This is a genomic window from Citrobacter freundii complex sp. 2024EL-00216, assembly GCF_043945515.1.
In the GTDB taxonomy this organism is placed as follows: domain Bacteria; phylum Pseudomonadota; class Gammaproteobacteria; order Enterobacterales; family Enterobacteriaceae; genus Citrobacter; species Citrobacter portucalensis.
In genome coordinates this window covers 43,505-70,312 of record NZ_JBIMRA010000012.1, presented here as the reverse complement: position 1 = coordinate 70,312, position 26,808 = coordinate 43,505, and the positions used below count along the sequence as shown (strand labels likewise).

30 protein-coding genes and 1 riboswitch are annotated in these 26,808 nt (G+C 53.7%); of the genes, 23 read left to right on the top strand and 7 right to left on the bottom strand.

Annotation, left to right across the window (positions count from 1 at the left end):
- Nucleotides 1-11: 11 nt before the first annotated feature.
- Genes ACHHZ7_RS16535 through pduA form a run of 7 tightly spaced genes read right to left on the bottom strand, consistent with a single transcriptional unit; the run spans nucleotide 12 to nucleotide 6,194 of the window.
- Nucleotides 12-362: a glycerol dehydratase reactivase beta/small subunit family protein gene (locus ACHHZ7_RS16535; protein ID WP_003834139.1), complete on the bottom strand. Its 351-nt coding sequence runs from the start codon at nucleotides 360-362 to the stop codon at nucleotides 12-14.
- Entirely contained in the window at nucleotides 352-2,184 is a 1,833-nt protein-coding gene (locus ACHHZ7_RS16530) for a diol dehydratase reactivase subunit alpha (RefSeq protein ID WP_060683611.1), read from the bottom strand. The genes ACHHZ7_RS16535 and ACHHZ7_RS16530 overlap by 11 nt, the downstream gene beginning before the upstream one ends.
- Nucleotides 2,185-2,199: 15 nt before the next feature.
- Complete coding sequence (gene pduE, locus ACHHZ7_RS16525) at nucleotides 2,200-2,718, bottom strand: propanediol dehydratase small subunit PduE (protein ID WP_003030243.1); 519 nt, start codon at nucleotides 2,716-2,718, stop codon at nucleotides 2,200-2,202.
- Between the two features lie 14 nt (nucleotides 2,719-2,732).
- Nucleotides 2,733-3,407, bottom strand: a complete 675-nt coding sequence (gene pduD, locus ACHHZ7_RS16520) for a propanediol dehydratase medium subunit PduD (protein WP_003834131.1) — start codon at nucleotides 3,405-3,407, stop codon at nucleotides 2,733-2,735.
- A 10-nt stretch (nucleotides 3,408-3,417) separates the two neighbouring features.
- The gene (gene pduC, locus ACHHZ7_RS16515) at nucleotides 3,418-5,082 is read right to left on the bottom strand and encodes a propanediol dehydratase large subunit PduC (protein WP_003030249.1); all 1,665 of its coding nucleotides are present in this window, start codon (nucleotides 5,080-5,082) and stop codon (nucleotides 3,418-3,420) included.
- An 18-nt stretch (nucleotides 5,083-5,100) separates the two neighbouring features.
- Nucleotides 5,101-5,913, bottom strand: coding sequence for a propanediol utilization microcompartment protein PduB (gene pduB, locus ACHHZ7_RS16510; protein ID WP_003834129.1), 813 nt, complete (start codon nucleotides 5,911-5,913; stop codon nucleotides 5,101-5,103).
- Nucleotides 5,913-6,194: a propanediol utilization microcompartment protein PduA gene (gene pduA / locus ACHHZ7_RS16505; protein ID WP_003030255.1), complete on the bottom strand. Its 282-nt coding sequence runs from the start codon at nucleotides 6,192-6,194 to the stop codon at nucleotides 5,913-5,915. Before pduA ends, pduB begins: the two co-directional genes overlap by 1 nt.
- A gap of 525 nt (nucleotides 6,195-6,719) precedes the next feature.
- On the opposite strand from pduA, the gene pduF reads away from it, so the two are divergent.
- The 23 genes from pduF (at nucleotide 6,720) to ldtA (ending at nucleotide 26,784) form a co-directional block, all read left to right on the top strand.
- Nucleotides 6,720-7,529, top strand: coding sequence for a propanediol diffusion facilitator PduF (gene pduF, locus ACHHZ7_RS16500; protein WP_003030258.1), 810 nt, complete (start codon nucleotides 6,720-6,722; stop codon nucleotides 7,527-7,529).
- A 203-nt stretch (nucleotides 7,530-7,732) separates the two neighbouring features.
- Nucleotides 7,733-8,644: a regulatory protein PocR gene (pocR, locus tag ACHHZ7_RS16495; protein ID WP_003834122.1), complete on the top strand. Its 912-nt coding sequence runs from the start codon at nucleotides 7,733-7,735 to the stop codon at nucleotides 8,642-8,644.
- Nucleotides 8,645-8,976: 332 nt separating this feature from the next.
- Nucleotides 8,977-9,152, top strand: a riboswitch (cobalamin riboswitch).
- Nucleotides 9,153-9,239: 87 nt separating this feature from the next.
- Entirely contained in the window at nucleotides 9,240-10,619 is a 1,380-nt protein-coding gene (locus ACHHZ7_RS16490; protein WP_060683612.1) for a cobyrinate a,c-diamide synthase, read from the top strand.
- Nucleotides 10,616-11,575 (top strand): adenosylcobinamide-phosphate synthase CbiB, encoded by a 960-nt coding sequence (gene cbiB, locus ACHHZ7_RS16485; protein WP_060683613.1) that lies wholly within the window; start codon nucleotides 10,616-10,618, stop codon nucleotides 11,573-11,575. Before ACHHZ7_RS16490 ends, cbiB begins: the two co-directional genes overlap by 4 nt.
- A gap of 10 nt (nucleotides 11,576-11,585) precedes the next feature.
- A complete protein-coding gene (locus tag ACHHZ7_RS16480; RefSeq protein ID WP_060683614.1) occupies nucleotides 11,586-12,218 on the top strand; it encodes a cobalt-precorrin-8 methylmutase in 633 nt (210 codons plus the stop codon).
- A complete protein-coding gene (cbiD, locus tag ACHHZ7_RS16475) occupies nucleotides 12,215-13,351 on the top strand; it encodes a cobalt-precorrin-5B (C(1))-methyltransferase CbiD (RefSeq protein ID WP_003030269.1) in 1,137 nt (378 codons plus the stop codon). The genes ACHHZ7_RS16480 and cbiD overlap by 4 nt, the downstream gene beginning before the upstream one ends.
- Nucleotides 13,345-13,950, top strand: a complete 606-nt coding sequence (locus tag ACHHZ7_RS16470; protein ID WP_008785139.1) for a cobalt-precorrin-7 (C(5))-methyltransferase — start codon at nucleotides 13,345-13,347, stop codon at nucleotides 13,948-13,950. Before cbiD ends, ACHHZ7_RS16470 begins: the two co-directional genes overlap by 7 nt.
- Complete coding sequence (locus ACHHZ7_RS16465; protein WP_048235107.1) at nucleotides 13,940-14,509, top strand: decarboxylating cobalt-precorrin-6B (C(15))-methyltransferase; 570 nt, start codon at nucleotides 13,940-13,942, stop codon at nucleotides 14,507-14,509. The genes ACHHZ7_RS16470 and ACHHZ7_RS16465 overlap by 11 nt, the downstream gene beginning before the upstream one ends.
- Complete coding sequence (locus ACHHZ7_RS16460) at nucleotides 14,502-15,275, top strand: cobalt-precorrin-4 methyltransferase (RefSeq protein WP_003030275.1); 774 nt, start codon at nucleotides 14,502-14,504, stop codon at nucleotides 15,273-15,275. Before ACHHZ7_RS16465 ends, ACHHZ7_RS16460 begins: the two co-directional genes overlap by 8 nt.
- On the top strand, nucleotides 15,256-16,311 hold the full coding sequence (gene cbiG / locus ACHHZ7_RS16455) for a cobalt-precorrin 5A hydrolase (RefSeq protein ID WP_003834107.1): 1,056 nt from the start codon (nucleotides 15,256-15,258) through the stop codon (nucleotides 16,309-16,311). The genes ACHHZ7_RS16460 and cbiG overlap by 20 nt, the downstream gene beginning before the upstream one ends.
- Nucleotides 16,311-17,036 (top strand): precorrin-3B C(17)-methyltransferase, encoded by a 726-nt coding sequence (locus ACHHZ7_RS16450; RefSeq protein WP_003030278.1) that lies wholly within the window; start codon nucleotides 16,311-16,313, stop codon nucleotides 17,034-17,036. The genes cbiG and ACHHZ7_RS16450 overlap by 1 nt, the downstream gene beginning before the upstream one ends.
- Nucleotides 17,033-17,818, top strand: coding sequence for a cobalt-precorrin-6A reductase (locus ACHHZ7_RS16445; protein WP_008785136.1), 786 nt, complete (start codon nucleotides 17,033-17,035; stop codon nucleotides 17,816-17,818). The genes ACHHZ7_RS16450 and ACHHZ7_RS16445 overlap by 4 nt, the downstream gene beginning before the upstream one ends.
- Before the next feature lie 10 nt (nucleotides 17,819-17,828).
- On the top strand, nucleotides 17,829-18,623 hold the full coding sequence (locus ACHHZ7_RS16440) for a sirohydrochlorin cobaltochelatase (protein ID WP_008785135.1): 795 nt from the start codon (nucleotides 17,829-17,831) through the stop codon (nucleotides 18,621-18,623).
- Complete coding sequence (locus tag ACHHZ7_RS16435) at nucleotides 18,620-19,333, top strand: cobalt-factor II C(20)-methyltransferase (protein WP_060683615.1); 714 nt, start codon at nucleotides 18,620-18,622, stop codon at nucleotides 19,331-19,333. Before ACHHZ7_RS16440 ends, ACHHZ7_RS16435 begins: the two co-directional genes overlap by 4 nt.
- Nucleotides 19,330-20,067, top strand: coding sequence for a cobalt ECF transporter S component CbiM (gene cbiM / locus ACHHZ7_RS16430; protein ID WP_003834098.1), 738 nt, complete (start codon nucleotides 19,330-19,332; stop codon nucleotides 20,065-20,067). Before ACHHZ7_RS16435 ends, cbiM begins: the two co-directional genes overlap by 4 nt.
- Before the next feature lie 2 nt (nucleotides 20,068-20,069).
- On the top strand, nucleotides 20,070-20,351 hold the full coding sequence (locus ACHHZ7_RS16425; RefSeq protein ID WP_003030289.1) for an energy-coupling factor ABC transporter substrate-binding protein: 282 nt from the start codon (nucleotides 20,070-20,072) through the stop codon (nucleotides 20,349-20,351).
- The gene (locus ACHHZ7_RS16420) at nucleotides 20,338-21,015 is read left to right on the top strand and encodes an energy-coupling factor ABC transporter transmembrane protein (RefSeq protein WP_060683616.1); all 678 of its coding nucleotides are present in this window, start codon (nucleotides 20,338-20,340) and stop codon (nucleotides 21,013-21,015) included. Before ACHHZ7_RS16425 ends, ACHHZ7_RS16420 begins: the two co-directional genes overlap by 14 nt.
- 8 nt (nucleotides 21,016-21,023) lie before the next feature.
- Complete coding sequence (locus ACHHZ7_RS16415) at nucleotides 21,024-21,839, top strand: energy-coupling factor ABC transporter ATP-binding protein (RefSeq protein ID WP_003839037.1); 816 nt, start codon at nucleotides 21,024-21,026, stop codon at nucleotides 21,837-21,839.
- The gene (locus ACHHZ7_RS16410) at nucleotides 21,836-23,356 is read left to right on the top strand and encodes a cobyric acid synthase (RefSeq protein ID WP_060683617.1); all 1,521 of its coding nucleotides are present in this window, start codon (nucleotides 21,836-21,838) and stop codon (nucleotides 23,354-23,356) included. The genes ACHHZ7_RS16415 and ACHHZ7_RS16410 overlap by 4 nt, the downstream gene beginning before the upstream one ends.
- Nucleotides 23,353-23,898 carry a bifunctional adenosylcobinamide kinase/adenosylcobinamide-phosphate guanylyltransferase gene (gene cobU / locus ACHHZ7_RS16405; RefSeq protein WP_060683618.1) on the top strand — a complete coding sequence of 182 codons (546 nt, stop codon included), beginning with the start codon at nucleotides 23,353-23,355 and terminating at the stop codon, nucleotides 23,896-23,898. The genes ACHHZ7_RS16410 and cobU overlap by 4 nt, the downstream gene beginning before the upstream one ends.
- Nucleotides 23,895-24,638, top strand: coding sequence for an adenosylcobinamide-GDP ribazoletransferase (gene cobS, locus ACHHZ7_RS16400; RefSeq protein ID WP_003834082.1), 744 nt, complete (start codon nucleotides 23,895-23,897; stop codon nucleotides 24,636-24,638). The genes cobU and cobS overlap by 4 nt, the downstream gene beginning before the upstream one ends.
- Nucleotides 24,639-24,662: 24 nt before the next feature.
- Entirely contained in the window at nucleotides 24,663-25,727 is a 1,065-nt protein-coding gene (gene cobT, locus ACHHZ7_RS16395) for a nicotinate-nucleotide--dimethylbenzimidazole phosphoribosyltransferase (protein ID WP_008785130.1), read from the top strand.
- A 127-nt stretch (nucleotides 25,728-25,854) separates the two neighbouring features.
- Nucleotides 25,855-26,784 carry a L,D-transpeptidase gene (ldtA, locus tag ACHHZ7_RS16390; protein WP_048235113.1) on the top strand — a complete coding sequence of 310 codons (930 nt, stop codon included), beginning with the start codon at nucleotides 25,855-25,857 and terminating at the stop codon, nucleotides 26,782-26,784.
- The last annotated feature ends 24 nt before the right edge of the window (nucleotides 26,785-26,808 follow it).

The following is a 26,808-nucleotide window of genomic DNA, read 5'->3' as shown; positions in this document are numbered from 1 at the left end:
TCTCCTGTGGGTTATGAGTGGCATTCCCGGAACGGAATGCCTTTAACCAGCCGCGCAGCGTTGTTACCAATGCTGCGGCGATCGTGGCTATTTTGTTGATACGTCAGCGTAAAAAGTGGTGCTGATGTGGGTAAGTTTTTGTAGTGCACGACCAGTTTTTCGCGGCTACAGCCAATACCGACCAGCAATGGAGACTGGCAGGCGGCCAACCATGCGTTGTGGATAACGTCAGTTGAGCTACTCTCCTGAATTACAAAGGGGATCCCTTCTTCTTCAATACCCAGCAGTACGTCATTCCAGACGTCAGCACAGTCAGCACTGGTAAAGATAACGATGGCTGGGGTGGTGAGATTACTTTCCATGAGCGAATGCCTTATGCCAGGAGAGAATCAGTCCTGTCGCAACCGCATTGCGCGGACCTTCGGTACCACGAATGTTGCCGCGCCCGGCAACCAGTCGATAATGCGCCAGAGCATCGGTGACCAGCTGTGGAACTTCAAAATCCAGAGATGAGCCGCCAACCAGCACCACAAAGGGAATATCCCGAATGTTCCCGGTCGGACTGACCTGACGTAGCGCTCTGAGTGCGTTAGTAACGAAAACGCGCTCCTTGGCGCTGCGACGAATGGCCCGTACTTTCTCCAGCGCCAGTTCACCAGGCAGTGGCACCAGTTCATCGGGTTTCACTACGCACACGCGCGCAAAAACCGTTGGTGGGAGAGGCGTAGGGAAGAACTGAACGCTGCCGTCTTCGTGGCGAAGGTGGAACAAGCTCTCAACTTTCGCCAACGGATACTTTTTAATCTCTTCAGCGAGATAACGGTCATCCAGACCCAGTTCACGGGCAATGATCATCGTGACCATATCGCCTGCGCCTGCCAGGTGCGTGGCAATAATTTCGCCCTTAGGATTGATGATAGAAGCGTCGGTTGAACCCGCGCCGAGATCCAGAATAGCCAGTGGTCGTGTTGTGCCCGGAGTTGTTAAGGCTCCCAGAATGGCAGCTTCGGCTTCGGCCCCGCCAACCTGGACGTCAATGTTGAACTTTTGCTTGATCTCCTGGGCAATCATCGCCATTTGCAGGCGGTCTGATTTCACCATGGAGGCTATGCCGACAGCCTGCTCCAGCGAGAACTCACCGGCAAGTCCACCCGTCACACTGACGGGAACCGAGGTATCGACCGCCAGCAGGTCCTGAATAAAAATTTCATGACTGGGTTTGTTGGTTAATTCAGCCATCGTCTGGCGCACATGCTCCAGCATGCCGCCAATATTGGTGCCAGCTTCTCCGGTAACGTTATCCAGTTTCGGGCATTCACCAACCGCTTTCATAATCGCTTCGGCGCCCGCGGCAACGTCGACCCGTACGGTACGACCCTGAGACTGTAGCTCCAGATTTCCGGCAGGAATCGCTCGCGCTTTCACATCACCTGACGGCGTTTTCACCACCACGGCTGAACGGTTGCCGATCAGCGCCCGTGCCATCGGAACAATGTTTTTAGTCTCATCGGCATTGAGGCCAAAGACAGTTGCAATGCCGTAGGGGTTAGAAAGGGTTTCAATGACCTTTCCTGGTACAGCGACCTCAATGGCAGCCAGCATCCCCAACGGGATACGGTCGATATGAAGGACTTCATCGACGATGGGCAGGGGATGAGTCAGACGATTACTGACCAACACTCCGTCGTCCTGCTGCAAAATAACGCCAGTCAACTGGTATCCAGCACGGACGGAGGCATTAATCATCGTAGCGACATCGGCGAAATCAAATGCCGATGACACCACCAGAATATAGGGCGTATCCGCCGGGCGACTGAGAAGGTCTTCCGGCGTAATAGTGACGCCCACGCCTAACCCGACGCCGCCCGGTGTTTTAGGGTTATGGCCGATCATGGTGGATTCAGTGATGATGGTTTCGGTTATTGTTTCCATCGCCACGTCGCCAATGACCGGGGTGGCTTCGTTAATACGGATGAGCGAAATATCGCTGACATTGATACTGGTGTTTTTTGCCGCCAGCGTAAGGGCCTCCTGAATGCCAAACACATTACGTAATGTGCCCTTAATTCCGGTGGTTTCTGCCAGCGCGCTGCCGGTGATGCTCAGCACGCCAGACTCATCCAGAGTAGCCAGAGCGACCTCCGTTGATGAGTTGCCTATGTCAATGCCAGCTATATATCGCATGATCCTTTCCCTGAGTTAGTCGTCGCCTTTGAGTTTTTTACGCTCAACGTACAGCGCTGCCGCTTCACGAACGAAAGCTGCACAGATTTTTGCCTGATAACGATTTTCGAGATCGTCGGCGATAGCCATCAGCTCATCTTTTGTTGAGCGGTACGGGCGCAGCGCGTTGTAGATCTCAAGAATGCGATCGTCAGGAACAGCGGTTAGCTCGGCTGCGCGCTCGAAGTTCATCGCCAGCCTGTCACGTCCGGCATCTTTGGCGATTTCCGCCTGCAGGCGCAGTGTTTCAGGGGTGATGCGCATGTCCTGCGCGGTCACTTTGTTGCTCAGAACATTTTCAAGCGTGAAGTCGTCCAGCGTTTTGTTGGTCGCAGTTTTTACCCACTCAGGATGTTTATTCGCGAGAGGGTAATCCGTGACTTTCGCGGTATGTGCTGATGAACTCGCCGCGGGCGGAGTCGCAGACTCGCCTTGCAGGCTGTTCATCCGGCTCAACACATCCCGAACCATCGATTCAATTGCGTCGGTATTCATGGAGGTATCCTTTATCAAAGCGCCACGCGCAGTTCCTGCGGGTTTTTGCCTGTCACAACGTATTTGGTCTCTTTAATGTGCAGAATGGCTGATTTCGCCTGGTACTTAGGACGGGCCATCTGGTCATTCAGAGTAGGGACCGGTTGCGGAGATTCACGCTTGGCATAACGCGCGGCGTTTTTACCGATCTGACGATAGGTTTCCAGCGTCAGAAGCGGTGCCTGAGGGAACAGCTCCAGGTTTGAAAGCGGCGGTAACCCCTGCTGGTGGATAACCGTGGTACCTTTTGACTGGATGCCGATAGAGATCCCGGAACCGCTCAGACGGTTCCCCTCAACGGCGACAAACGCCACATCGGAGGATTTAAAGCAGCGGATAACGCGCGCTTTAATACCTTCTTCTTCAATACCGGCAATCACTTCGCGCAAGATATTCTTATGCGGGATACCTACGATATTGACGGTTTGCGAGAGCCCGAACGCCGGCCCTACGGCAATAATCACTTCATCCTGTTGCTGGCCTTGTTTGGCTTCACCAATCTCGGTCAGAAAGCTGTCTCCCTGTGTCGCCGCAGCCTGAGGTGCGCTTGCCGCTGTAGATGCGCGGAAAGAGACGGGTTTGTCGCTGGTCTGCATTTCAGACAACACATCTTCAATTATCTGGCGCAGTAGTTTTTCATTAATTTCCATTTTTCACCCCTTAGCCAAGCTCGTTGGGATCAAGTGCGCCAGGGATGTTTTTGATTTCTTCCCAGCGTTCGCCCTGCAGGCGATAACCTGTTGCCGGACCGGCATAGTCGTTAACATCATTGACGGCGGATAGCACCTGTCCGTCGCCAACGATAATGGCGGAGGTATGCAGGTAATCCCCGGTTAACTTGGCTTTCTGGATGTTGAGCATGTCCTGAGCGACATCGGTAAATCCGCCCTGAGCAAGGGCTTTCACCACTTCCAGACCGTTACGGTTTTTATTGATGATCTCTTGTGCAAACTTGATGTCTTCAACGATGTTACGTTCCGGCATATCTTTCGAACCGTGGGCGTAGGTCGCAGCTTCCACTTCTTCATCAGTGATTGGTGGTAATCCCATCCCGGCAAAGACGGCCTGCAGCGCACGTGCCGCTTTGTTACGAATGGCGATAACGTCTTCTTCGCGAACCGGGCGCAGACCGCCGTCTACTTTCAGGTCGCGCTGAAGAACGTTGTAGTCGTCAAAATCTTCAGCATCCTCGTTCGAACCCGCAAACATGTTGTCGTAGTTCGGCACCGCGGAATAACCAGAAGAAATGAAGTCAGTACCCGGCAGGAACTGCATCAGCAGACGCGCAGTACGACGCATATCCGAGTGGGTAAAGGTTTGGTCGTTGCTGGAGGCGCATTCCAGATCCAGAGAGGAACAAATCAGGTTTTCAGCCAACACTGCACGAATGCCTGACGGCACGGCGGAAGGGACACCGATGCAGCTTACTGAACCGTTTTGCAGGCCCTGTACGCCCGCAGCTTTGGTGATGTAAATGCAGCGGGCTTCCAGATAAAGCATTGATTTGCCTTCGGCGTAACCCATCTGAACTTCTGAGCCAGAGCCGGAGGTAAAGCGCATTTTCAGACCACGGGATGCGTAGGACGAGGCGAGGAAGCCTTTCGACCATGGCGTGTCATCGCCGTCGGTAAAGACGGGTTCAGTACCATAGACGGAGATGGTTTCCGCGTAGCAGGTGTGGCCTAGCATGCCGAGTTTAAGTTCGGTAGCTTCTTCCAGCGAGCACTGGGTTAATACGCCCGGGCGTCCAACCTGTGAGCCGACTAACAGCGCAATGGCGTTAAATGGCGCATAACGTGCAACGGCAACGGTTGTTTCCTGTTCGTCAAACCCGCGCCATGCGCCTTCAGCGGCATCAGCGGCAATCTGCACCGGGTTATCTTTGACGTTAGTGACGTGCGCTTGTTGAGATGGTGTACGACGAGCACGCATTTTCTGCATCGCCATCATCATCTCAACGACGTTCATATGGGACACCACTTCGACAATTTTTGCCGGCGTCATTGCGGTGGTCAGCGGCACAATGTCTTTGCGCTTCACGTTAGGGTCGCAAAGCATATTGGCCAGTTTGACCGAGTCCATCGCCATGACCTCTTCAGCGCGCGCCAGGTTAATGCCATAGCGGGCAATGAAATGGTCGATTAAGTCAAATTCACTGGCGGATTTACCGTCCAGTTCAGTGACTGTACCGTTGACGATTTTAATCGACGGTTTGGGGTCGTTCGGGCTTTCCATCGCAATGAAGCCTTCTTCGATCCACTCCTTAACGAAACCATCCTGATTCACAGGGCGCTTCGCCAGTGCTTCAAATCTTTTCGATCTCATGAATCAGCCTCACTGATATCAGATGTAGGACGGACGATCGTTTTTCGGCTCTGAGCCGAGGGTCCCGAGTACGGTTTTACCGATTTCACGGGCGGAGATAACGGCCTGACGAACAGCGCCAGAGTCACCCGAAATAACCAGAATGGCTTCGTTACTGAAGCTGGTGCCATGGGCAGGGGAGCTGTAGGCCACAACTTCCACGTTGGCGGATTTCAGGGCCGTATCGGCCATCAGGACACCAACGGATGCTGGCGCGCCGACGATAACGCCACAGGCACGGCCAATCGGTGCGCCAAAGGCTTTTTCCAGCGCGTAGCTGGCGCGTGCGGTGTACTGCATTTCGATGTGACCGGCTTCGTTGGCATAAACATCGCCAAAGGTGCGATCCAGTTCTTTCAGTGCGACTTCAATGCCGCGTTTCACGTCAGAAACATCGTTGCCGCCAAGAATAATCAGCGAACCATGACCTGCGCCGCCTTTGGTATCACGTGGTAACTCAATACTGACGACTTCAGTATTGGTGGCTTTTACCGCTTCATCGGCGGCCATGATGTGCGGGCCTGCGCCAGTACGGGCGCCAAGGATGCCAATGGAGCGATACCGTTTTTCAAGTTTCATCGCGTCCAGTAGGGCGCTGTCTACGTTGGCGATTACCAGACCGACGGTGTCGCCAATCGCGGTACCGACAAACTCCGTTAAACTGCAGCTTTTCTCTGCCATAGCCGTTTCTCGTGTTGGAGGATTATTTTCAGGGATAGCCTGCTGTTCCGGCGTTGCCACGCGAGCAATCACCTGCGCCATGATCTGTTCAACCAGCTCATTGCTGCTCATTAGCTAATTCCCTTCGGTAAGATTTTTTCTACATCGGTATGCGGGCGTGGGATGACGTGTACGGCTTTCACTTCTCCCACATTACGGGCTGCGGCGGCACCTGCATCTGTTGCTGCTTTGACTGCGCCGACATCGCCACGGACAATGACTGTTACCAGCCCCGAACCAATTTTTTCGTAGCCGACCAGCATTACATTGGCTGACTTCACCATTGCATCTGCGGCCTCTATGGCTGCAGTTAAGCCTTTGGTTTCTACCATTCCTAACGCTTCTTGTTGCATAAAGACCTCGCCTGGGTTGTCCCGATTTTCATGACTATAAAAAGAAGCGAGGAAAAAGAATGGCTGAGTTGAAAGTAAGAGTGAAAAAATAGTGGGGTTATGGTGAGATAAAATTGCTATATGTCATCATAACAATTTGTTTTTGTTGGTTATTTTTAGTTTAAGTAATGTGACTATTTGGTTATGTTAATTCCATATTTACACTTTTCCGAGTGACAGTTTAAATATCATTTGCTATGCGAGAAAAATGAAATTGTGATGATCGTTTGAAAATAGAATTCTGCTTTTCGCAATATTTTATTATTTTGAAAATGTACTTTTAATAGGGTAAATCCTCGTTTTACCGCCTGCTTTAATAAAGGTGATAGCAAGAATTTGCTATCACAACACGATTTTTAAGGGCATGTCGCTTGCAGATTGCCAACAATTTGCCGATACAGATTTTTATAGTAAGCCTTGAAGTAATCTTCCTGCCAGCAAGGAGTCCGCTGGTAAAGACACGAACTCTGCTTAGAAGGTGTCACAATGAACGATTCACTAAGAGCGCAATGTATTGCTGAGTTTTTGGGGACCGGGCTATTTTTGTTTTTTGGTATTGGGTGCCTGAGCGCCCTGAAGGTCGCGGGTGCCAGTTTGGGATTGTGGGAGATCTGCATCATATGGGGCTTGGGGATCTCGCTTGCAGTTTACCTGACAGCCGGGATTTCTGGGGCCCATCTCAATCCCGCTATTACCATCGCACTTTGGTTGTTTGCCTGTTTTCCGGGTCGTAAGGTACTACCTTATTCTGTCGCTCAGATAGCGGGGGCCTTTGGTGGCGCTATGCTGGCCTATTTGTTGTACGGCAGCTTATTTATTGAGTATGAATCAGCCCATCAAATGGTACGCGGTAGTCTGGAAAGCCTGCAACTTGCCAGCATTTTTAGTACGTATCCTGCCGCCGCACTGAGTGTCTGGCAGGCCGCACTGGTCGAAGTGGTGATTACCTCCATTCTGATGGGGATGATTATGGCGCTAACGGACGACGGTAACGGTGTTCCCAAAGGCCCGTTAGCACCACTGCTGATTGGTATTCTGGTTGCTGTTATCGGCGCATCAACCGGTCCACTTACCGGCTTTGCGATGAACCCGGCACGTGACTTTGGTCCTAAATTGTTTGCCTGGATGGCCGGGTGGGGTGATGTTGCGATGACCGGGGGGCGCGATATCCCTTATTTCATCGTGCCGATTGTGGCACCCATCATCGGCGCCTGTGCGGGCGCAGCAATTTATCGTTATTTTATTGGCAAAAATTTACCGTGTAATTCGTGTAAGTTGGAGGAAAACGAGAGCTAGCTTCACGAAAGATGTTTATTATTGAAAGGTAAAAACTGTTTTCGTGATCCGGTTTCCTGAACGGCTTAAAAAGTCTCCCAACAATGGGAGACTTTTGTTATGTTCAATGCTGACTTTCATCAGAGCGCTGGATCGCGAGATGAAAATGAATGTGTGAATAATATGTTTTATTTATAACAATAAATTAACTGAGAGGTTTTATCATGATTTCTGCGAGTGCCCTGAACTCAGAACTCATTAATAAAATCGCACAGGATTTTGCACAGGCCACCAGTCTGGCTGTTGTGGTTGTCAATATTCACGGTGATGAAATTTCTGAGCTTTTTAATTTCACTCCTTTTTGCCAGTTGATGCGCCAGCATCCTCAGCATAGTACGCGTTGTCGTATGAGCGACCGCTGTGGAGGGTTGGAAGCCTCTAAATCCGATCAACCCTGCATTTATCGCTGCCATGCCGGGCTTACCGATTTCTCAATTCCGCTGGTCATCGCGGGACACCTGGTAGGGTTCGTGCTTTGTGGACAAGTACGCTTAAGTAACGATGTAGGCCTCGTTGATATTCTGAACGTCGATGACCGCTGGCAAGCCGATCCAGAGCTGGTCAACGAGTTCCGTAATGTACCTGAAATGGACTATTCTCGCGTCATTGCTTCAGCGGATTTACTCAAGCTCATCGTCGAAAATTGCCTTAAGAAACAACTTAATTTTGTTGTTATCAAAGATAACCCGCAGCAGTCAGAGCCGGTACGCGCTAACCGTAGTACCAACCCTCATGACAGTAAAATGAAAAAAGCCCTGCGCTATATTGATGCACATTTATCAGACGATCTACGTCTGGAAGATGTTGCCTCTCATGTTTTCCTTAGCCCGTACTATTTCAGCAAATTGTTCAAAAAATATCAGGGTATTGGTTTTAACGCATGGGTAAACCAGCAAAGAATGGCCAGTGCCAAAGAGCTGCTTTGTCACAGTGACTGGAGCATAGCCAGCATTGCGCGTAATTTAGGCTTTTCGCAAACAAGTTATTTTTGCAAAGTTTTCCGCCAGACCTATCAGGTTACGCCGCAGGCATTTCGCCAGCAAATAAATGTCATTTCACGTGGTGAATCCGCTTAAATAGCAATATTTTGCTATTGCCGATTTTTGATATCGGGCGCTATGTTAGTCATTATAAAATGAAATGTGACAACAGCAGTCAATAAATTGTCATAGCGCAACAAAATAATGGTATTAGAGGGATAAACTGCACCAGTTTTTATTTTTGTGATGAGATACAGTGTCTGTGTGAATGACTTTCTTTATTCTTAGCTGATACTTTCATTCAAAAAGTGAACGTATGAATAAGTGGGTTAAGGCCAGAAAATTGGCTGAATGAACTCGGAAAGATATTAAATTGAATTATTGTCATGAGGTCGTGAATTTACCTCATAACAGAGAGCTTAATTAACCAGGCTCTTGAACTGACAGGTTTGCCACATTTGTGGTAGGGAAGGGGGTGAGAATCCCCCGCAGCCCCCGCTGCTGTGATGCTGACGACCCCGTATGGACCACTGATCGCAAGATTGGGAAGGACGGGTGAGGATGACGCTAAGCCAGAAGACCTGCCTGTCAGTGACTACCAACAACTTCGGTGGGAAGTGGGTGGTTCAGATGCATACAGTCGAGAGACTGGGTATCTCTACACCCCTACCACCCTGAACAGGATCAGGGTATGGCGGCCAATTTTCACGCATTTGTTCTTGCAGGTACCGGAAGCGGCTGTGGTAAAACCACGGTGACGCTGGGCTTGTTGAGCTTGTTGAAAAAACGCGGTTTGCGCGTCCAGCCTTGCAAAGTGGGTCCTGATTACCTTGATACCGGCTGGCATACAGCGGTATGCGGTACCGCTTCCCGCAATCTTGATAGCTTCATGCTTCCCGTCCCCACGCTGAACGCTCTATTCAACGAGCAGATGCAACATGCGGATATCGCCGTTATTGAAGGTGTGATGGGGCTGTATGACGGCTATGGTACTGACCCAAACTACTGCAGTACCGCCGCGATGGCTAAACAGTTAGGCTGTTCGGTCATCTTACTGGTTGATGGCAAAGCCGTTTCCACTTCAATCGCCGCAACGGTAATGGGTTTTCAGCATTTTGATCCCACCCTGAACATCGCCGGGGTTATTGTTAATCGGGTTAACAGCGAAACGCATTACCAGTTACTGAAAGTCGCAATCGAACGTTACTGCGATGTACCCGTCTTGGGCTACGTACCCCGTATGGAGGGCGTTGCCCTTCCCGAACGTCATCTGGGTTTAGTAACCGCACGTGAGTCGGTTATCAATCAGCAACCGTGGCAGGCTTTTGCCGCGACACTGGAGCAAACCCTTGATATCGACGCGCTTCTGACATTAAGCCAGTCAACCAATCTTCCTGCTGGCGAATGGCCCGCGCTTCCTGCCGCAGACGCCGGAGCAGGGCTAACGGTTGCCATTGCCGATGATGAAGCCTTCAACTTCTACTATCCGGATAACATTACGCTGCTGGAACGTACGGGACTAAATATTGTTCGTTTTAGCCCGTTGCACGACACCTGTTTACCGGACTGTCAGATGATCTGGTTAGGTGGCGGATATCCAGAGCTACACGCTGCGGCGCTGGCTCGCAATGTCTCGATGCTGAATCAACTGCGAGAGGCACATCAACGTGGCGTCGCGATTTATGCAGAGTGCGGCGGGCTGATGTATCTCGGCAGTTCGCTTGAGGACAGCAACGGCGATACCTGGCTGATGGCGGATATCATTCCCGGCCACAGCAAAATGGGGAAACGTCTGACCCGATTTGGCTACTGCGAAGCGCAGGCCGCGCAGCAAACATTGTTAGCTGCAGAAGGCGAAGTGCTGCGCGGGCATGAATTCCACTATTCCGATTTTACCCCTGAAACGCCAGCGGTGATGAACTGTCGCAAAGTGCGCGATGGTAAAACGCTGCAAGCCTGGTCCGGCGGCTGGCAGGTCGGAAACACCTTCGCCAGCTATCTACACGTTCATTTTGCTCAACGTCCGCAGATGCTTAACCATTGGTTGGCAGCTGCGAGGAGTGCGCTATGACGATCCTTGCATGGTGTATTGCCTGGCTGCTTGATTTTATCATCGGCGATCCGCAGAACTGGCCACATCCGGTGCGCTGGATTGGCAATCTGATTTCTGCCGTGCAGCGAGTTATTCGGCGTTATTGCCATAGCGACCGTGCGCTGCGCATCGGCGGCGCGGTGATGTGGATTGTGGTGGTTGGTCTGACCTGGGCTGTGTCCTGGGGCGTGCTGGCACTGGCAGAATCTATTCATCCCTGGTTGGGTTGGGTGGTAGAGGTATGGATGATCTTTACCGTGCTGGCCGGACGCTGCCTGGCAAAGGCCGCGCAGGATGTCGAACGTCCGCTACGGGCCGGTGACCTTGCTCAGAGTCGGGAAAAACTATCGTGGATTGTGGGGCGTGATACCTCACAGCTGCAACCGCAGCAGATCAATCGCGCGGTGGTGGAAACCGTGGCTGAAAACACCGTAGACGGCATTATCGCACCGTTGTTCTTTCTCCTCCTCGGCGGTGCGCCCCTGGCGATGGCCTACAAAGCTGTAAACACCCTTGACTCCATGGTGGGCTACAAACATGAAAAATACCGCGCTATTGGTATGGTCAGCGCGCGTCTGGACGATGTCGCGAACTTTATTCCTGCAAGACTGAGCTGGCTGCTGCTGGGTGTGGCGGCATTTTTATGCCGTAAAGACGGCTCGCGAGCTTTACAGATCGGCTGGCGCGATCGCTACAACCACAGTAGCCCAAACTGTGCGTGGTCAGAGGCATCCGTAGCTGGGGCATTAGGCATTCGTCTGGGTGGTCCTAATGACTACTTTGGCGAGCGCGTTGAGAAACCGTGGATCGGTGATGCACAACGCGACATTTCGGTAGACGACATTTCCCATACGATTCGACTGATGTGGGTGGCATCGACGCTGGCACTGGCGCTGTTTATTGCGCTGCGGTGGCTGTGGGTCGGTGTAGCCTGAGGACAACATAATGCAATACATCCAGCAACCCCAGGCGATTGAAGCCAAAAGTTTAGACATTATTGGCGAGATCATCCGTGAAACCCGTCCGGACTATCAGTTTGCCAGTCCGTTACATGAAGCCATTATCAAGCGGGTTATTCACACGACGGCAGATTTCGACTGGCTGGACATTCTGTGGTTTTCCAGTGATGTGCTGGAGCAGTTTTGTGCGGCGCTTAGCCGTTCGAGCGTGATTTACACCGACACCACGATGGCGCTTTCCGGGATCAATAAAACGCTGCTGGCAAAATTCGGCGGTGAATGCCGCTGCTACATCAGCGACCCGCGGGTTGTGCGTACGGCAAAAGAGCAGGGTATTACCCGGTCCATGGCGGCAGTCGACATTGCGGTGAAGGAAGAGGGGGAAAAGCTGTTTGTCTTTGGCAACGCGCCGACTGCGCTGTTCCGCCTGCTTGAGCATGATGTTGCCGTCAGCGGTGTGGTGGGTGTACCGGTCGGATTCGTTGGTGCTGAAGAGTCGAAAGATGCCCTGACCCAAAGCAATTTGCCCGCCATTGCAGCGTTAGGCCGCAAAGGGGGAAGCAATGTCGCCGCCGCTATCGTCAACGCCATGCTTTATCACATGCAGGGGGCGCGATGAGCGAGGCCTTCGATACGCCGGTGTGGCACAACGGTAAAGCGCTGCGTAAAGGATATACCACGGGATCGTGCGCCACGGCGGCGGCAAAAGTTGCCGCGTTGATGGTATTGCGCCAACACCTCATCCATCAGGTTTCCATCGTGACGCCTTCCGGGGTGACGCTGTGCCTGAACGTGGAGTCACCGCATATCGAAGGGCAGCAGGCAATAGCGGCCATCCGCAAAGACGGTGGAGATGATGTGGACGCCACCCACGGCATGCTGATTTTTGCTCGCGTGACGTTAGACGATAGTGGCGTGATTGCCTTACAGGGCGGTGAAGGAGTCGGTACGGTAACCCGCAAGGGGATTGGCCTGCCGGTGGGCAGTTCGGCGATTAACCGTACACCTCGCCAGACAATTGAATCAGCCGTCCGCGAAGCGATTGGCCCAAATCGTGGGGCGCAGATTGAAATCTTCGCGCCAGAAGGCGAAGAACGGGCGCAAAAAACCTACAACTCTCGCCTTGGCATTCTTGGCGGCATTTCGATTATCGGCACCACGGGTATTGTCACGCCGATGTCAGAAGAGAGCTGGAAGCGTTCGCTGTCGCTTGAGCTGGAAATTAAGCGGGCGGCAGGGCTGGAGCGTGTTGTACTGGTGCCGGGAAACCACGGCGAGCGTTTTGTGCGCGAGCAGATGGGTATCGACACCCAGGTTGTGGTCACCATGAGCAACTTTGTCGGTTACATGATTGAAGAAGCTGTACGTCTGGGGTTCCGGCAAATCGTACTGGTGGGGCACCCCGGTAAGCTCGTCAAAATCGCGGCGGGGATCTTCCACACTCATAGCCATATTGCCGATGCCCGCATGGAAACGCTGGTGGCCCACCTCGCGCTACTTGGCGCACCGCTGGAACTGCTGACGTTGGTCAGCGAGTGCGATACCACCGAAGCGGCGATGGAACATATCGACGCGTACGGTTTCCAGCACATTTATGACCATCTGGCTCAGCGCATTTGTATGCGTGTTCTGCAAACGCTGCGCTTTACCAAAAATCCCCCGACCTGCGATGCCATCATGTTTTCTTTTGATAATCAGGTTCTTGGAAGTAATCGTCCGGTCGCAGAGATTGCTGAGGAGATGCAATGTTAACCGTTGTAGGGATGGGCCCCGCCGGTTTGCATTTGATGACGCCTGCGGCACGAGAAGCGGTCGCGACGGCGGATGTTCTGGTCGGTGGAAAGCGGCATTTGCAGCAATTCCCGGATTTTACCGGTGAACAGTTTGCTCTTGGCGCCAATATCCCGGAACTCCTGAGCTGGATTAGCGCGCACCAGGAGAAGCACGTTGTGGTACTGGCGTCTGGCGATCCCCTGTTTTACGGCATCGGGACGCGCATGGTGGCGCATTTTGGTATTGAGAATGTGCGGATTATTCCCGGCATTAGTGCGGTGCAGTACCTGTGCGCGCAGTCCGGTATTGATATGAACGATATGTGGCTGACCAGTAGCCATGGCCGCAGCGTCTGTTTTGATGAGTTGGCGCGACATAACAAGGTGGCGATGGTGACTGATGCGCTGTGTGGCCCGCGAGAAATCGCGCAGCAGCTCATTGCACGAGGCAAGGGGCATCGCTGGATGGTGATTGGCGAAAACCTGGCGATGGAAAACGAACAGATCCATTTCCTGCCTGTGCGTGAAGTTAACGCTGACTATGACATGAATGCAGTGGTGATCCTTGATGAAAGATGAGCTGTTTCTGCGTGGAGAGAAAGTGCCGATGACCAAAGAAGCGGTACGCGCACTTGCCCTCTCAAAACTTGAATTACACCGCGCCAGTCACCTGATTGATATTGGTGCCGGAACCGGCAGCGTGTCGATAGAAGCCGCGTTGCAATATCCCGGATTACGTGTAACGGCCATCGAACGTAACCCGGCGGCGCTCAGATTGCTGGATGAAAACCGCCAGCATTTTGCCTGCGCAAATATCGATATTTTTCCCGGCGTTGCTCCCATGACCATCGCTGAAAAAGCCGATGCCATTTTTATGGGCGGCAGCGGCGGCCATCTGACCGAACTGATTGACTGGTCGATGCGCCAATTGCATCCCGCAGGGCGTTTGGTGATGACGTTTATCCTCCAGGAAAACCTCAACACCGCGCTGGCACATCTGGATCATCTTGGCGTACAGGGAGTGGATTGCCTGCAGCTACAGGTTTCCTCGCTTACCTCGCTTGGCAATGGTCACTATTTTAAACCGAATAACCCCGTATTTGTTATCGCCTGTCAGAAGGAAGGAAACCATGTCTGAGATTTTTGATCCCCGTAGCGTGTGGTTTGTTGGCGCAGGTCCTGGCGATCGCGAGCTGATTACCCTCAAAGGTTACCGGTTGCTGCAGCAGGCGCAGGTTGTTATCTACGCCGGATCGCTGATTAACACTGAATTGCTGGAGTATTGCCCTGCCGGTGCTGAATGTCACGACAGTGCCGAACTGCATCTGGAGCAGATCCTTGATCTGATGGAGGCCGGAGTGAAAGCGGGCAAGACCGTTGTGCGCCTGCAAACCGGCGATGTCTCGTTGTACGGTTCCGTACGCGAGCAGGGTGAGGAGCTGACCAAACGCGGGATTGACTGGCAGGTGGTGCCCGGCGTCAGCGCGTTCCTCGGCGCGGCGGCGGAGCTGGGCGTTGAGTATACCGTGCCCGAAGTTTCACAGAGCCTGATCATTACGCGCCTGGAAGGCCGCACCCCGGTACCAGAGCGTGAACAGCTGGAGTCTTTTGCCAGCCACCAGACATCAATGGCGATTTATCTTTCCGTCCAGCGTATTCATCGGGTGGCTGAGCGTCTGATTGAAGGCGGCTATCCGGCGACCACGCCCGTGGCGGTGATCTATAAAGCGACCTGGCCGGAAAGTCAGACCGTGCGCGGGACCCTGGCGGATATTGGCGACAAGGTTCGCGATGCGGGGATCCGTAAAACGGCCCTTATTCTGGTCGGTAATTTCCTGGGCTCGGAGTATCACTACTCCAAACTCTATGCGGCGGACTTTAGCCATGAATACCGTAAAGCCTGAGTCAATTGCGCTTTTTTGCCTGACTCCTGGCGGCGTTGTGCTGGCGAAACGTCTGGCAGCCATGCTGCCGGTTACCTGTTTTACCAGTGAAAAGCTGCTGGAGGAGGGGTTTATTCCTTTTGAAAACGGCTTTGCGAATACCGCCCGTGAAGCGTTTACGAATTACTCGGCGCTGATTTTTATCGGTGCGACCGGTATTGCGGTGCGCGTACTGGCCCCGCTGGTCAACGACAAGTTTTGCGATCCCGCGGTGGTGGTCATTGATGAACGTGCCCAGCATGTCATCAGCCTGCTCTCCGGCCACGCGGGCGGTGCCAATGCGTTGGCGCGTTATCTGGCGGGCATGTTGGGCGCTGACCCGGTTATCACTACCGCGACGGATGTGAACGATATGGCGGCACTGGATACGCTGGCATTTCAACTGAATGCCCGGATGAGTGATTTCCGTTCGGCGGTGAAGATCGTGAACCAGATGCTGGTCAGCAATAAGCGGGTTGGTTTGTGGTGGGATGACGAACTGACGCAGGATGTCAGCCATTGCGACCGGCGCGGGTTTATCACGGTTACCGATCTCAACCAGCTCCCTGAACTGGATGCGTTGGTGTGCATCACCTTACGCACCAATTTACCTGACCTGCCTGTTCCGCACTGGAAGTTGGTGCCACAGCGGGTTGTGGCCGGAATTGGCTGTCGCCGTGATACGCCGTTCCCTCTGCTGGCTGCGCTGCTTGCCCGGCAACTTGAAGCTCAACAGCTCGATCCGTTGGCGCTAAAAGCGATTGGCAGCATCACGCTGAAAAAAGATGAACAGGGACTTATCCAACTGGCTTCGTGCTGCCGCGTTCCTTTCGAAACCTTTACTGCTGACGCGCTGCGTGAGCATGAGCACCGTTTTCCAGCCTCATCGTTTGTTCGCAAAACGGTGGGTACAGGAAGCGTTTCCGGTCCTGCAGCCTGGCTGTTGAGCCACGGAAAACTGTTAGGCGAGACCCTGCGAGAACAGGGCGTCACTATCACTTTGGGAGTTTCACACTGATGTTAAGCGTAATTGGAATTGGCCCTGGCTCGCAGGCAATGATGACCATGGAAGCCGTTGAAGCACTGCAGGCAGCGGAAATCATCGTTGGCTATAAAACCTACACCCATCTGGTAAAAGCGTTCACGGGTGACAAGCAGGTGATCAAAACCGGAATGTGCAAAGAGATTGAACGCTGCCAGGCAGCGATCGAACTGGCACAGGCGGGTCACAACGTGGCGCTGATCAGTAGCGGTGACGCGGGGATTTACGGTATGGCCGGGCTGGTGCTCGAACTGGTTAGCAAGCAAAAGCTGGATGTTGAGGTCAGGCTAATACCTGGCATGACCGCTAGTATTGCCGCGGCCTCTTTGCTGGGTGCGCCGCTGATGCACGACTTCTGCCACATCAGCTTAAGCGATCTGTTAACGCCATGGCCGGTTATCGAAAAACGCATCGTTGCCGCCGGTGAGGCAGACTTTGTTATCTGTTTCTACAACCCGCGCAGTCGGGGTCGCGAAGGTCATCTGGCGCGCGCATTTGAGCTGCTTTCCGCCAGCAAAAGCGCACAAACGCCGGTGGGTATTGTGAAGTCTGCCGGACGTAAAAAGCAGGAAAAATGGTTAACCACGCTCGGTGAAATGGATTTCGAACCGGTTGATATGACCAGCCTTGTGATCGTGGGTAACAAAACAACCTATGTTCAGGACGGCCTGATGATCACGCCACGAGGTTATGTGCTGTGAATTACGGTGATGTGCTGGTCATGGGCGGTACGAGCGATGCGCGCATGCTGTGCCAGCAACTGGATGCGGCAAACGTGGCCTATACCCTGTCAGTTGCAACCCCAACAGGGAAACAACTGGCGGGAGATATCAAAGGCCAGGTGCGCTGCGGGCGTCTGGAGCGCGAACAAATGATTGCCTGGCTACAGGAAAATCGGACGCGCTGGGTGATCGATGCCTCGCATCCGTACGCCGAGGTGGTGAGCCGCAACATCATGAGCGCCTGCGAAGCGGCGGGCGTACTGCTGAGCCGCTACCAGCGTCCTGAGCAGTTGAGTGGTTTAACTCACCCGCACCTGTATACCGTACAAAGCATTCAGCAAGCCTGTGAGTTGGCGCGACGCTTCGGCGATCGCGTGCTGCTCACGACCGGCAGTAAAGATCTGGCTATCTGGCGCGAAGGGTTGCCTGAAAAAACGCTGCTGGCGCGTGTTCTGCCTGTTCCTGAGGTCATTCAGCAATGCGCGGATCTGGGATTTGGCGTCGGTGAAATCTTCGCACTGTGCGGACCGTTTAGCGCCGAGTTCAACGCTGCGTTTTATCGCCAGTGCCAGGCTGATGTGGTGATCACCAAAGCATCTGGCGCTGAAGGTGGTTATCAGGAAAAGGTTCAACCCTGTCTGGATGCCGGAATCCCCTGCATCGTGATTACACGTCCGGCACCGTTGGTGACGGGAGAAGAGTTACTGGAAAGTCAGGCCGCCTTTGGGGCGCGTTTAACGCGCTGGCTGGCCACTGCTTAAGGAGTTTGAGATGAAAAAGGCGCTTCTGGTGGTCAGCTTTGGCACCAGCTATCACGACACCTGCGAGAAAAATATTGTGGCCTGTGAGCGCGATCTCGCAGCTAGCTGCCCTGACCGCGACCTGTTCCGGGCGTTTACCTCCGGGATGATAATCCGCAAGCTCAAGCAGCGAGACGGTATTGAAATCGACACGCCGCTGCAGGCGCTGCAAAAACTGGCGGAGCAGGGGTATCAGGATGTGGCTATTCAGTCGCTGCACATTATTAATGGTGACGAATACGAAAAAATTGTCCGCGAAGTGCAAAGTATGCGTCCGCTGTTTTCACGCCTGACGCTGGGTGTACCGCTGCTGAGCAGCCATGAAGATTACGCACAGTTGATGCTGGCGCTGCAACAGCAGATGCCGGCGCTTGGCGAAAGTGAAAAAGTGGTCTTTATGGGACACGGTGCCAGCCACCATGCTTTTGCCGCCTATGCCTGTCTCGACCACATGATGACGGCGCAGCGCTTTCCGGCGCGGGTTGGGGCGGTGGAAAGCTATCCGGAAGTGGATGTGCTGATTGAAAGTTTATCTCAGGAAGGGGTGACGGCGGTGCATCTGATGCCGCTGATGTTAGTCGCTGGTGACCATGCCATCAACGATATGGCCTCCGACGAAGATGATTCCTGGAAAACGTTGTTCAATGCAGCAGGGATACCGGCTACTCCGTGGCTTAGTGGTCTGGGTGAGAACCCAGCGGTTCGCGCCATGTTCGTGGCACATTTACAGCAGGCGCTTAATGTGGCGCTGGAGGAAGCAGCATGAGCGGAAAACTGTATGCACTGAGCACCGGGCCAGGTGCTTCCGACTTGATTACCGTGCGTGCCGCACGCACGCTGGGCGCGCTGGATATTCTCTATGCGCCTGCCGGGCGTAAAGGCGGCGACAGTCAGGCATTGTCGATTGTACGTGAGTATATCGGTGAACAGACCGAAGTCCGCTGCTGCCATTTTCCTATGAGTGCCGATAGCGCTGAAAAAGAGGCCGTCTGGGATGAAGTTGCTGCCGCGCTGGTTCAGGAAGTCGAGGCCGGTAAGCAGGTGGGGTTTATCACTCTCGGCGATGCGATGCTGTTCAGCACCTGGGTCTTTTTACTTCAGCGTATTGGTTGTCCTGAATGGCTGGAAATCGTTCCTGGCGTCACGTCTTTCGCCGCGATTGCCGCGCGTTCCAAAACGCCGCTCGCTATGGAGCAGCAGTCACTGGCGGTGGTCTCCTGTACCGCACCGGAAGCGGAAATCCAGCAGGCATTAAAACAGCATGACAGTCTGGTGTTGATGAAAGTGTACGGTCGTTTTGCGCGTATTAAAGCGCTGCTACAACAAGAGGGTTTGTTGGACTGTGCATTAATGATGTCTGAAGCCACGCTGCCAGGTGAACAGTGCTGGCGTCATCTCGATGAGGTGAGCGACGATCAGCCGCTGCCTTATTTCTCGACCATTCTGGTCAATAAACAGTGGGAGTATGCACAATGAAGCTTGAACAACAGCTAAAACAGCTGTCTTTCAGCGGGTTGGCTGCGGCGCTATTACTGATGATTGTTCCTGAACAAGCGTTCGCCATGCACATTATGGAAGGTTTCTTGCCGCCGATGTGGGCGCTGGCCTGGTGGCTGCTGTTTTTACCCTGCCTGTGGTACGGACTGGTACGTCTGCGCCAAATTGTGCAGGAGGATAACCACCAGAAGGTTTTGCTGGCCCTGTGTGGCGCTTTTATTTTTGTGCTGTCGGCGCTGAAAATTCCTTCCGTTACCGGAAGCTGCTCACATCCTACCGGTGTAGGCCTGGCGGTTATCCTGTTTGGACCGGGCGTGGTAGCCATCCTTGGGGCGATTGTCCTGCTGTTCCAGGCTCTGCTGCTGGCACACGGTGGTTTAACAACGCTCGGCGCGAACGGCATGTCGATGGCGGTAATTGGCCCGGTAGTGGGTTACATGGTGTGGAAAATGGCCTGCCGCGCAGGGCTGCGTCGTGATGTCTGCGTCTTCCTGTGTGCGATGCTGGCGGATCTCGTCACCTATTTCGTGACTTCTGTACAGCTGGGCGTTGCGTTCCCGGATCCCTCTGCTGGCGCTACCGGCTCAATCATTAAGTTCATGGGGATTTTCTGCCTGACGCAGATCCCAATTGCGATTGCGGAAGGGTTACTTACCGTGCTGATTTACGATCAGCTAACCAAACGCCAGTTGATAACCGCACAAGGGCATTAACGATGAAAAAGACGCTGATTATATTGGGCATGGTAGTGGCACTGGTGATCCTGCCGTTCTTTATCAACCACGGTGGGGAGTACGGCGGTTCAGATGGTGAGGCGGAAAGCCAGATTCAGGCTATTGCCCCGCATTATGAGCCCTGGTTCCAGCCGTTGTATGAACCCGCAAGCGGTGAAATTGAAAGTCTGCTGTTTACGCTCCAGGGATCGCTTGGCGCAGCCGTGATTTTCTATATCCTGGGTTACACCAAGGGCAGGCAACGCCGTGATGACCGGGCTTGACAGGCTTAGCTATCAAAGCCGTTGGGTTCATGTCTCGCCGGTGCGGAAATTTCTGCTCTGGCTGGTGATGATGATTCTGGCGTTTACTCTGCCCCCATTGGGGCAGGGTATTGAGCTTTTACTTATTGCCGCGCTGAGCTGCTGGCTGCTGCGTATTTCCTTCTGGCGCTGGTGCCGTTGGATGGCATTGCCGTTTGGTTTTCTCACGGTTGGCGTGGTGACCATTTTGTTTAGCATCAGCCGCGATCCACAGACGCTGTTGGCCAGCATACCTGTGGGAAGTTACTGGTTGGGGATCAGTGCACCAGGTGTGGTAACCGCCAATGAAACCTTCTGGCGCAGCCTTGCCGCGTTGGCGGCAACCTTCTGGCTGGTACTGAATCTGCCGTTTCCGCAATTAATTATCTTACTCAAACGCGCGCACGTTCCTCGCCTGCTAACTGAGCAGATCCTGCTGACCTGGCGGTTTATTTTTATCCTGTTAGACGAGGCGCTGGCTATTCATCGCGCACAAACGCTGCGTTTTGGTTATCGTAGCTTGCCGTTGGGCTACCGCTCTCTGGCAATTCTGGTGGGATTGCTGTTCACCCGCGTGTTGATCCGCTACCAGCAAATGACCACCACACTGGATATCAAACTGTATCAGGGTGATTTTCACCTGTAAGGAAAAGTATGCTTGCCACCTCAGCGCTTTGGTTTCGCTATCAGGATGACCCGATCCTCAAAGGGCTAACGCTTGATTTTTCGACGCATGCCGTCACCGGACTGGTAGGCGCTAATGGCTGCGGGAAATCTACGCTGTTCATGAACCTGAGTGGTTTACTGCGCCCACAGCAAGGCGCGGTGATGTGGCAGGGCAAACCGCTGGATTACAGCAAGCGCGGCCTGCTGGCGCTGCGTCAACAGGTGGCAACGGTATTTCAGGATCCCGACCAGCAAATCTTTTATACCGATATCGACAGCGATATCGCCTTTAGCCTGCGCAATCTTGGGGTGGATGAAGCTGAAATCGCTCGGCGCGTGGAAGATGCGCTTACGCTGGTCGACGCCCAGCATTTTCGCCATCAGCCCATTCAGTGTTTAAGCCATGGGCAAAAAAAACGTGTAGCAATTGCCGGGGCGTTGGTGTTGCAGGCGCAGTATCTGCTGCTGGATGAACCTACTGCGGGCCTCGACCCGTCAGGCCGCACGCAGATGATTGAGATAATCAAACGCATCGTTGCGCAAGGAAACCACGTCGTAATTTCCAGCCATGATATCGATCTTATCTATGAAGTCAGCGATGCGGTGTACGTTTTACGCCGGGGCGAAGTGCTCACGCACGGTACGCCAGGCGACGTTTTCGCCCGTACGGATCTTATTGAACAAGCGGGATTAACTCAGCCCTGGCTGGTGAAGCTGCATACAGAGTTGGGCTTCCCGCTGTGTAAAACAGAGGCTGAATTTTTTAGCTGTATGCGAGAGAACGCACTGAAGGAGGCGTCATGACGCAGGCAATAATGTTGCAGGGAACGGCATCTGATGTGGGTAAAAGCGTATTGGTCGCCGGGCTGTGTCGTATTTTTTATCAGGATGGACTGCATACCGCGCCGTTCAAATCGCAGAACATGGCGCTGAACTCTGGCATTACGCCAGAGGGAAAAGAAATGGGCCGCGCGCAAATTTTTCAGGCCGAAGCCGCAGGCATTACGCCAGATGTGCGTATGAACCCGGTGCTGCTTAAACCGACCAGCGATCGAAAAGCGCAGGTAGTGCTGATGGGTAAAGTGGCAACCGATATGGACGCGGTGAGTTACCACGAGTACAAGCCACGTCTGCGGGAACAGATCCTGTCAGTTTATAACAGCCTGGCGCAGGAGTTCGATGTGCTGGTGCTGGAAGGAGCGGGGAGTCCGGCAGAGATTAACCTGCGCGATCGCGATATCGTCAATATGGGTATGGCCGAGATGGCGCAGTGCCCTGTCGTTTTGGTGGCGGATATCGATCGTGGCGGGGTGTTCGCCTCCATTTACGGCACGCTGGCGCTGCTGCACGATCACGAACGCGCACGGGTAAAAGGGGTGATCATCAACAAGTTTCGCGGTGATGTGACGCTGCTGCACTCCGGTATCGAGCAAATTGAAGCGCTGACCGGCGTTCCGGTACTGGGCGTGATGCCATGGCTGGATGTTGATCTGGAAGATGAAGATGGCGTTGCGCTGCAAAAGGGCAAGTATTTGCGCACTGACAAACGCGACATCGATATCGCCGTTGTTCAAATACCGCATATTTCTAACTTTACTGATTTCAATGCGCTTGCTGCGCAGCCGGATGTGCGCGTGCGCTATGTTCGCCAGCCTGAAGAGCTGGTGGGAGCCGATCTGGTGATTTTGCCGGGCAGCAAAAATACCCTTGGCGATCTGGTATGGCTGCGTGAAAGTGGGATGGCGCATGGCGTCGTGCAATTACATCGTAATAACGTACCGGTGGTTGGGATTTGTGGCGGCTATCAAATGCTCGGCGACACTATCATTGATGAAGTAGAGTCGGGCCTCGGTACGTTGCCGGGTCTGGGCTTACTCAATACAGTCACCCATTTTGCCCAGCACAAAACCACGACCCTGGTTGAGGGACAAATGTCTTCATCGCTGCCTGACTGGCTGGCGGGCACGGCGGGGTTATCCGTTCGCGGTTATGAAATTCATATGGGCGAAACAGCATTAACCGATGAATGCCAGTCGGTGATGACGTTGCACAAAGACGGTGGCAACGTTGTTGACGGTGCGGTCACTTCGGATGGCCTGGCGTTCGGCACCTATCTTCACGGTCTTTTCGACAGCGATGATTTCACCCGTGCGTTGGTCAATGGCCTGCGAGAACGTAAAGGGTTAGCTCCGCTGGATTCCACCTTCCATTACGCGCAATATAAATCGCAGCAGTTTGATCTGCTGGCGGATGCGATGCGGCAACACATCGATATTGAAAAAATTTATACCATCATGCAGCAACACCGGGAGCCAGTATGATGATTCTGGTTACTGGCGGCGCGCGAAGCGGCAAGAGTCGGCATGCGGAAGCGCTGATCGCTGATTCCTCAAACGTTTTGTATATTGCGACTTCGCAGATTTTTGATGAGGAGATGGCTGCGCGAATTCAGCATCATCGCGATGGGCGTCCTGCGCACTGGCGGACAGCCGAACGTTGGCAACATCTTGATGAACTGATCACGGACATGAACGATCCTCAGGAAGCTATTCTGCTGGAATGCATCACCACGATGGTGACCAACTTGCTGTTTGCGCTGGGCGGTGAAAGCGATCCGGACAGCTGGGATTACGCGGCGATGGAGCAGTCTATCGAAGGTGAAATCCGTTCGCTGATCGCAGCCTGTCAGCGCTGCCCGGCAAAGATCGTGTTGGTCACTAACGAAGTGGGAATGGGGATTGTGCCGGAGAACCGTCTGGCGCGGCATTTTCGTGATATTGCAGGACGCGTGAACCAGCGACTGGCGGCGGCAGCTGATGAGGTCTGGCTGGTGGTATCAGGAATTGGAGTCAAAATTAAATGAGTAAGTTGTTCTGGGCAATGCTCTCTTTTATCAGTCGCTTGCCCGTTCCTGCTCGCTGGTCGCAAGGACTGGATTTCGAGCACTATTCCCGCGGTATTGTAATGTTTCCCCTGATTGGCGTCGTGTTGGGAGGGCTGACGGGGCTGGTCTTTATGGCGCTCCAGCCCTGGTGCGGTATTCCGTTGGCGGCCCTTTTTGCGGTGCTGACACTGGCATTGCTGACCGGGGGATTTCATCTGGATGGTCTGGCGGATACCTGTGACGGCATTTTTTCGGCGCGCCGACGCGAGCGGATGCTGGAAATCATGCGCGACAGTCGTCTGGGCACCCACGGTGGACTGGCGTTAATTTTCGTTTTACTGGCGAAGGTACTGGTGGTGAGTGAACTGGCTTTGCGTGGCACGCCAATGCTGGCCGCGCTGGCAGCGGCATGTGTTGCCGGGCGAGGAACGGCGGTGTTGCTGATGTATCGGCATCGCTATGCCCGCGAAGAAGGGCTGGGCAACGTTTTTATTGGCAAAGTCACCGGGCGTCAAACCTGCGTTACGTTGGGATTAGCGGCGATCCTTGCCGCCGTGCTACTTCCTGGCATGCGCGGCGTGGCAGCGCTGGTTGTCACAATAGTGGCGATTTTTATTCTTGGGCAGTTATTAAAACGCACGTTGGGTGGGCAAACCGGCGATACGCTGGGCGCTGCCATTGAACTTGGCGAGTTGATTTTCTTGCTGGCTCTGCTCTGAGTCAGCCCACATACTGGAACCCTTATGCAGACTTTAACCTCTTTACTCCGCACGATCCCATCACCCGACAGTGCCGCGATGCTGCGTGCACAGCAGCATATTGACGGCTTGCTTAAGCCGCCGGGAAGTTTAGGGCGACTCGAATCTCTCGCCGTACAATTGGCCGGGATGCCTGGCCTGAAGGGTGTGCCGCATGTGAATGGCAAAGCGATGCTGGTGATGTGCGCCGATCACGGCGTGTGGGATGAAGGGGTTGCCGTTTCGCCTAAAGTTGTTACGGCTATTCAGGCTGCCAATATGACGCGTGGAACGACCGGCGTCTGCGTCCTGGCCGCTCAGGCGGGGGCGAAGGTTCATGTGATAGATGTTGGGATTGATGCTGAACCTATTCCCGGTGTGGTGAATATGCGTGTGGCACGCGGCTGCGGCAATATAGCCGAAGGTCCGGCAATGAGCCGTTCGCAGGCCGAGGAGCTGTTGCTGGAAGTCATCCGCTATACCCATGAACTGGCAAAAGACGGTGTAACGCTGTTTGGCGTCGGGGAGCTTGGTATGGCAAATACCACACCTGCGGCGGCCATTGTCAGCGTGCTGACCGGCAGTGATGCTGAGGAAGTCGTGGGTATTGGCGCTAACCTTCCTCTTTCCCGGGTGGGGAATAAGGTAGACGTTGTGCGCCGGGCAATTGCCGTCAATCAACCGGATCGCCATGACGGTGTCGATGTGCTGGCTAAGGTTGGCGGGTTTGATCTTGTCGGTATGGCGGGGGTGATGCTTGGGGCGGCCTCCTGTGGTCTGCCTGTGGTGCTGGACGGTTTTCTTTCGTATTCTGCTGCGTTGGCGGCCAGCCAGATTGCACCGCAGATTAAACCCTACTTAATTCCGTCACACTTCTCCGCTGAGAAGGGCGCACGCACCGCGCTGGCGCATCTTGAATTGGATCCTTATCTGAATATGGGGATGCGTTTAGGCGAAGGTAGCGGGGCCGCGTTGGCGATGCCGATTATTGAAGCTGCCTGTGCGATGTACAAAAATATGGGGCAGCTCGCCGCCAGTAACATCGTGCTTCCAGATGGTAAGGAAGCGTAGTTACCGCTCAACCTGAACCTCGCCTGATGGCGAGGTTTTTTTATGCGCAAATATGTCGTAAGCCACTAAAACAGATAATAAAAGCTATACTTTACGGATATCTGTTGCGACGAAGGAAAGGAAAAAGATGCGTCGTGTAAAACTGCTTTGTTCACTCATTATGCTGCTTGCGAGTCAGGGCGCGCAGGCGGTGAGTTATCCGCTGCCGCCAGAGGGGAGTCGCCTGGTGGGTAGCCCATTGACTATCACGGTTCCACCAGGAAACACCAAGCCGCTGGAGGCATTTGCCGCTCAGTACGGACAGGGGTTGAGCAATATGCTTGAAGCCAATCCGGGCGTCGATGTTTTTCTGCCTAAATCGGGTTCAACGCTGGTTGTGCCGCAGCAACTGATACTTCCGGATACCGTGCGCGAGGGGATTGTCATCAACGTCGCCGAGATGCGGCTTTACTATTATCCTGCTGGCAGCAATACGGTTGAGGTTTTACCCATTGGCATTGGTCAGGCGGGTAGAGAAACGCCGCGTAACTGGGTGACGGCGGTCGAACGTAAGCAGGAAGCACCAAGCTGGACGCCGACGCCAAATACCCGACGTGAATACGCCGCTCGCGGGGAAAGCTTGCCGGCTTTTGTTCCTGCCGGACCAGAAAATCCGATGGGCCTGTATGCAATTTATATTGGCAGGCTTTATGCCATTCACGGGACAAATGCCAATTTCGGTATTGGTCTGCGGGTAAGCCAGGGGTGCATCCGTTTGCGGAATGATGACATCAAGTACCTGTTTGATACGGTGCCTGTAGGGACGCGTGTACAATTAATTGACCGACCGGTGAAATACAGCGAAGAGCCGGACGGTAGTCGCTGGGTGGAAGTACATGAGCCGCTGTCACGAAACCGTTCGGAATACGAGTCTGACAGAAAGGTGCCTTTGCCAGTCACTCCCGCTTTGCGCACCTTTATCAGCGGGAATGACGTGGATGTGAGCCGCGGGAGCCAGGCGCTGGAAAGACGTTCCGGTATGCCGGTGAACATCAGCCTGGTACAGAAGCATTATTAATTTTCAGGGCGACCCTGTTTACCT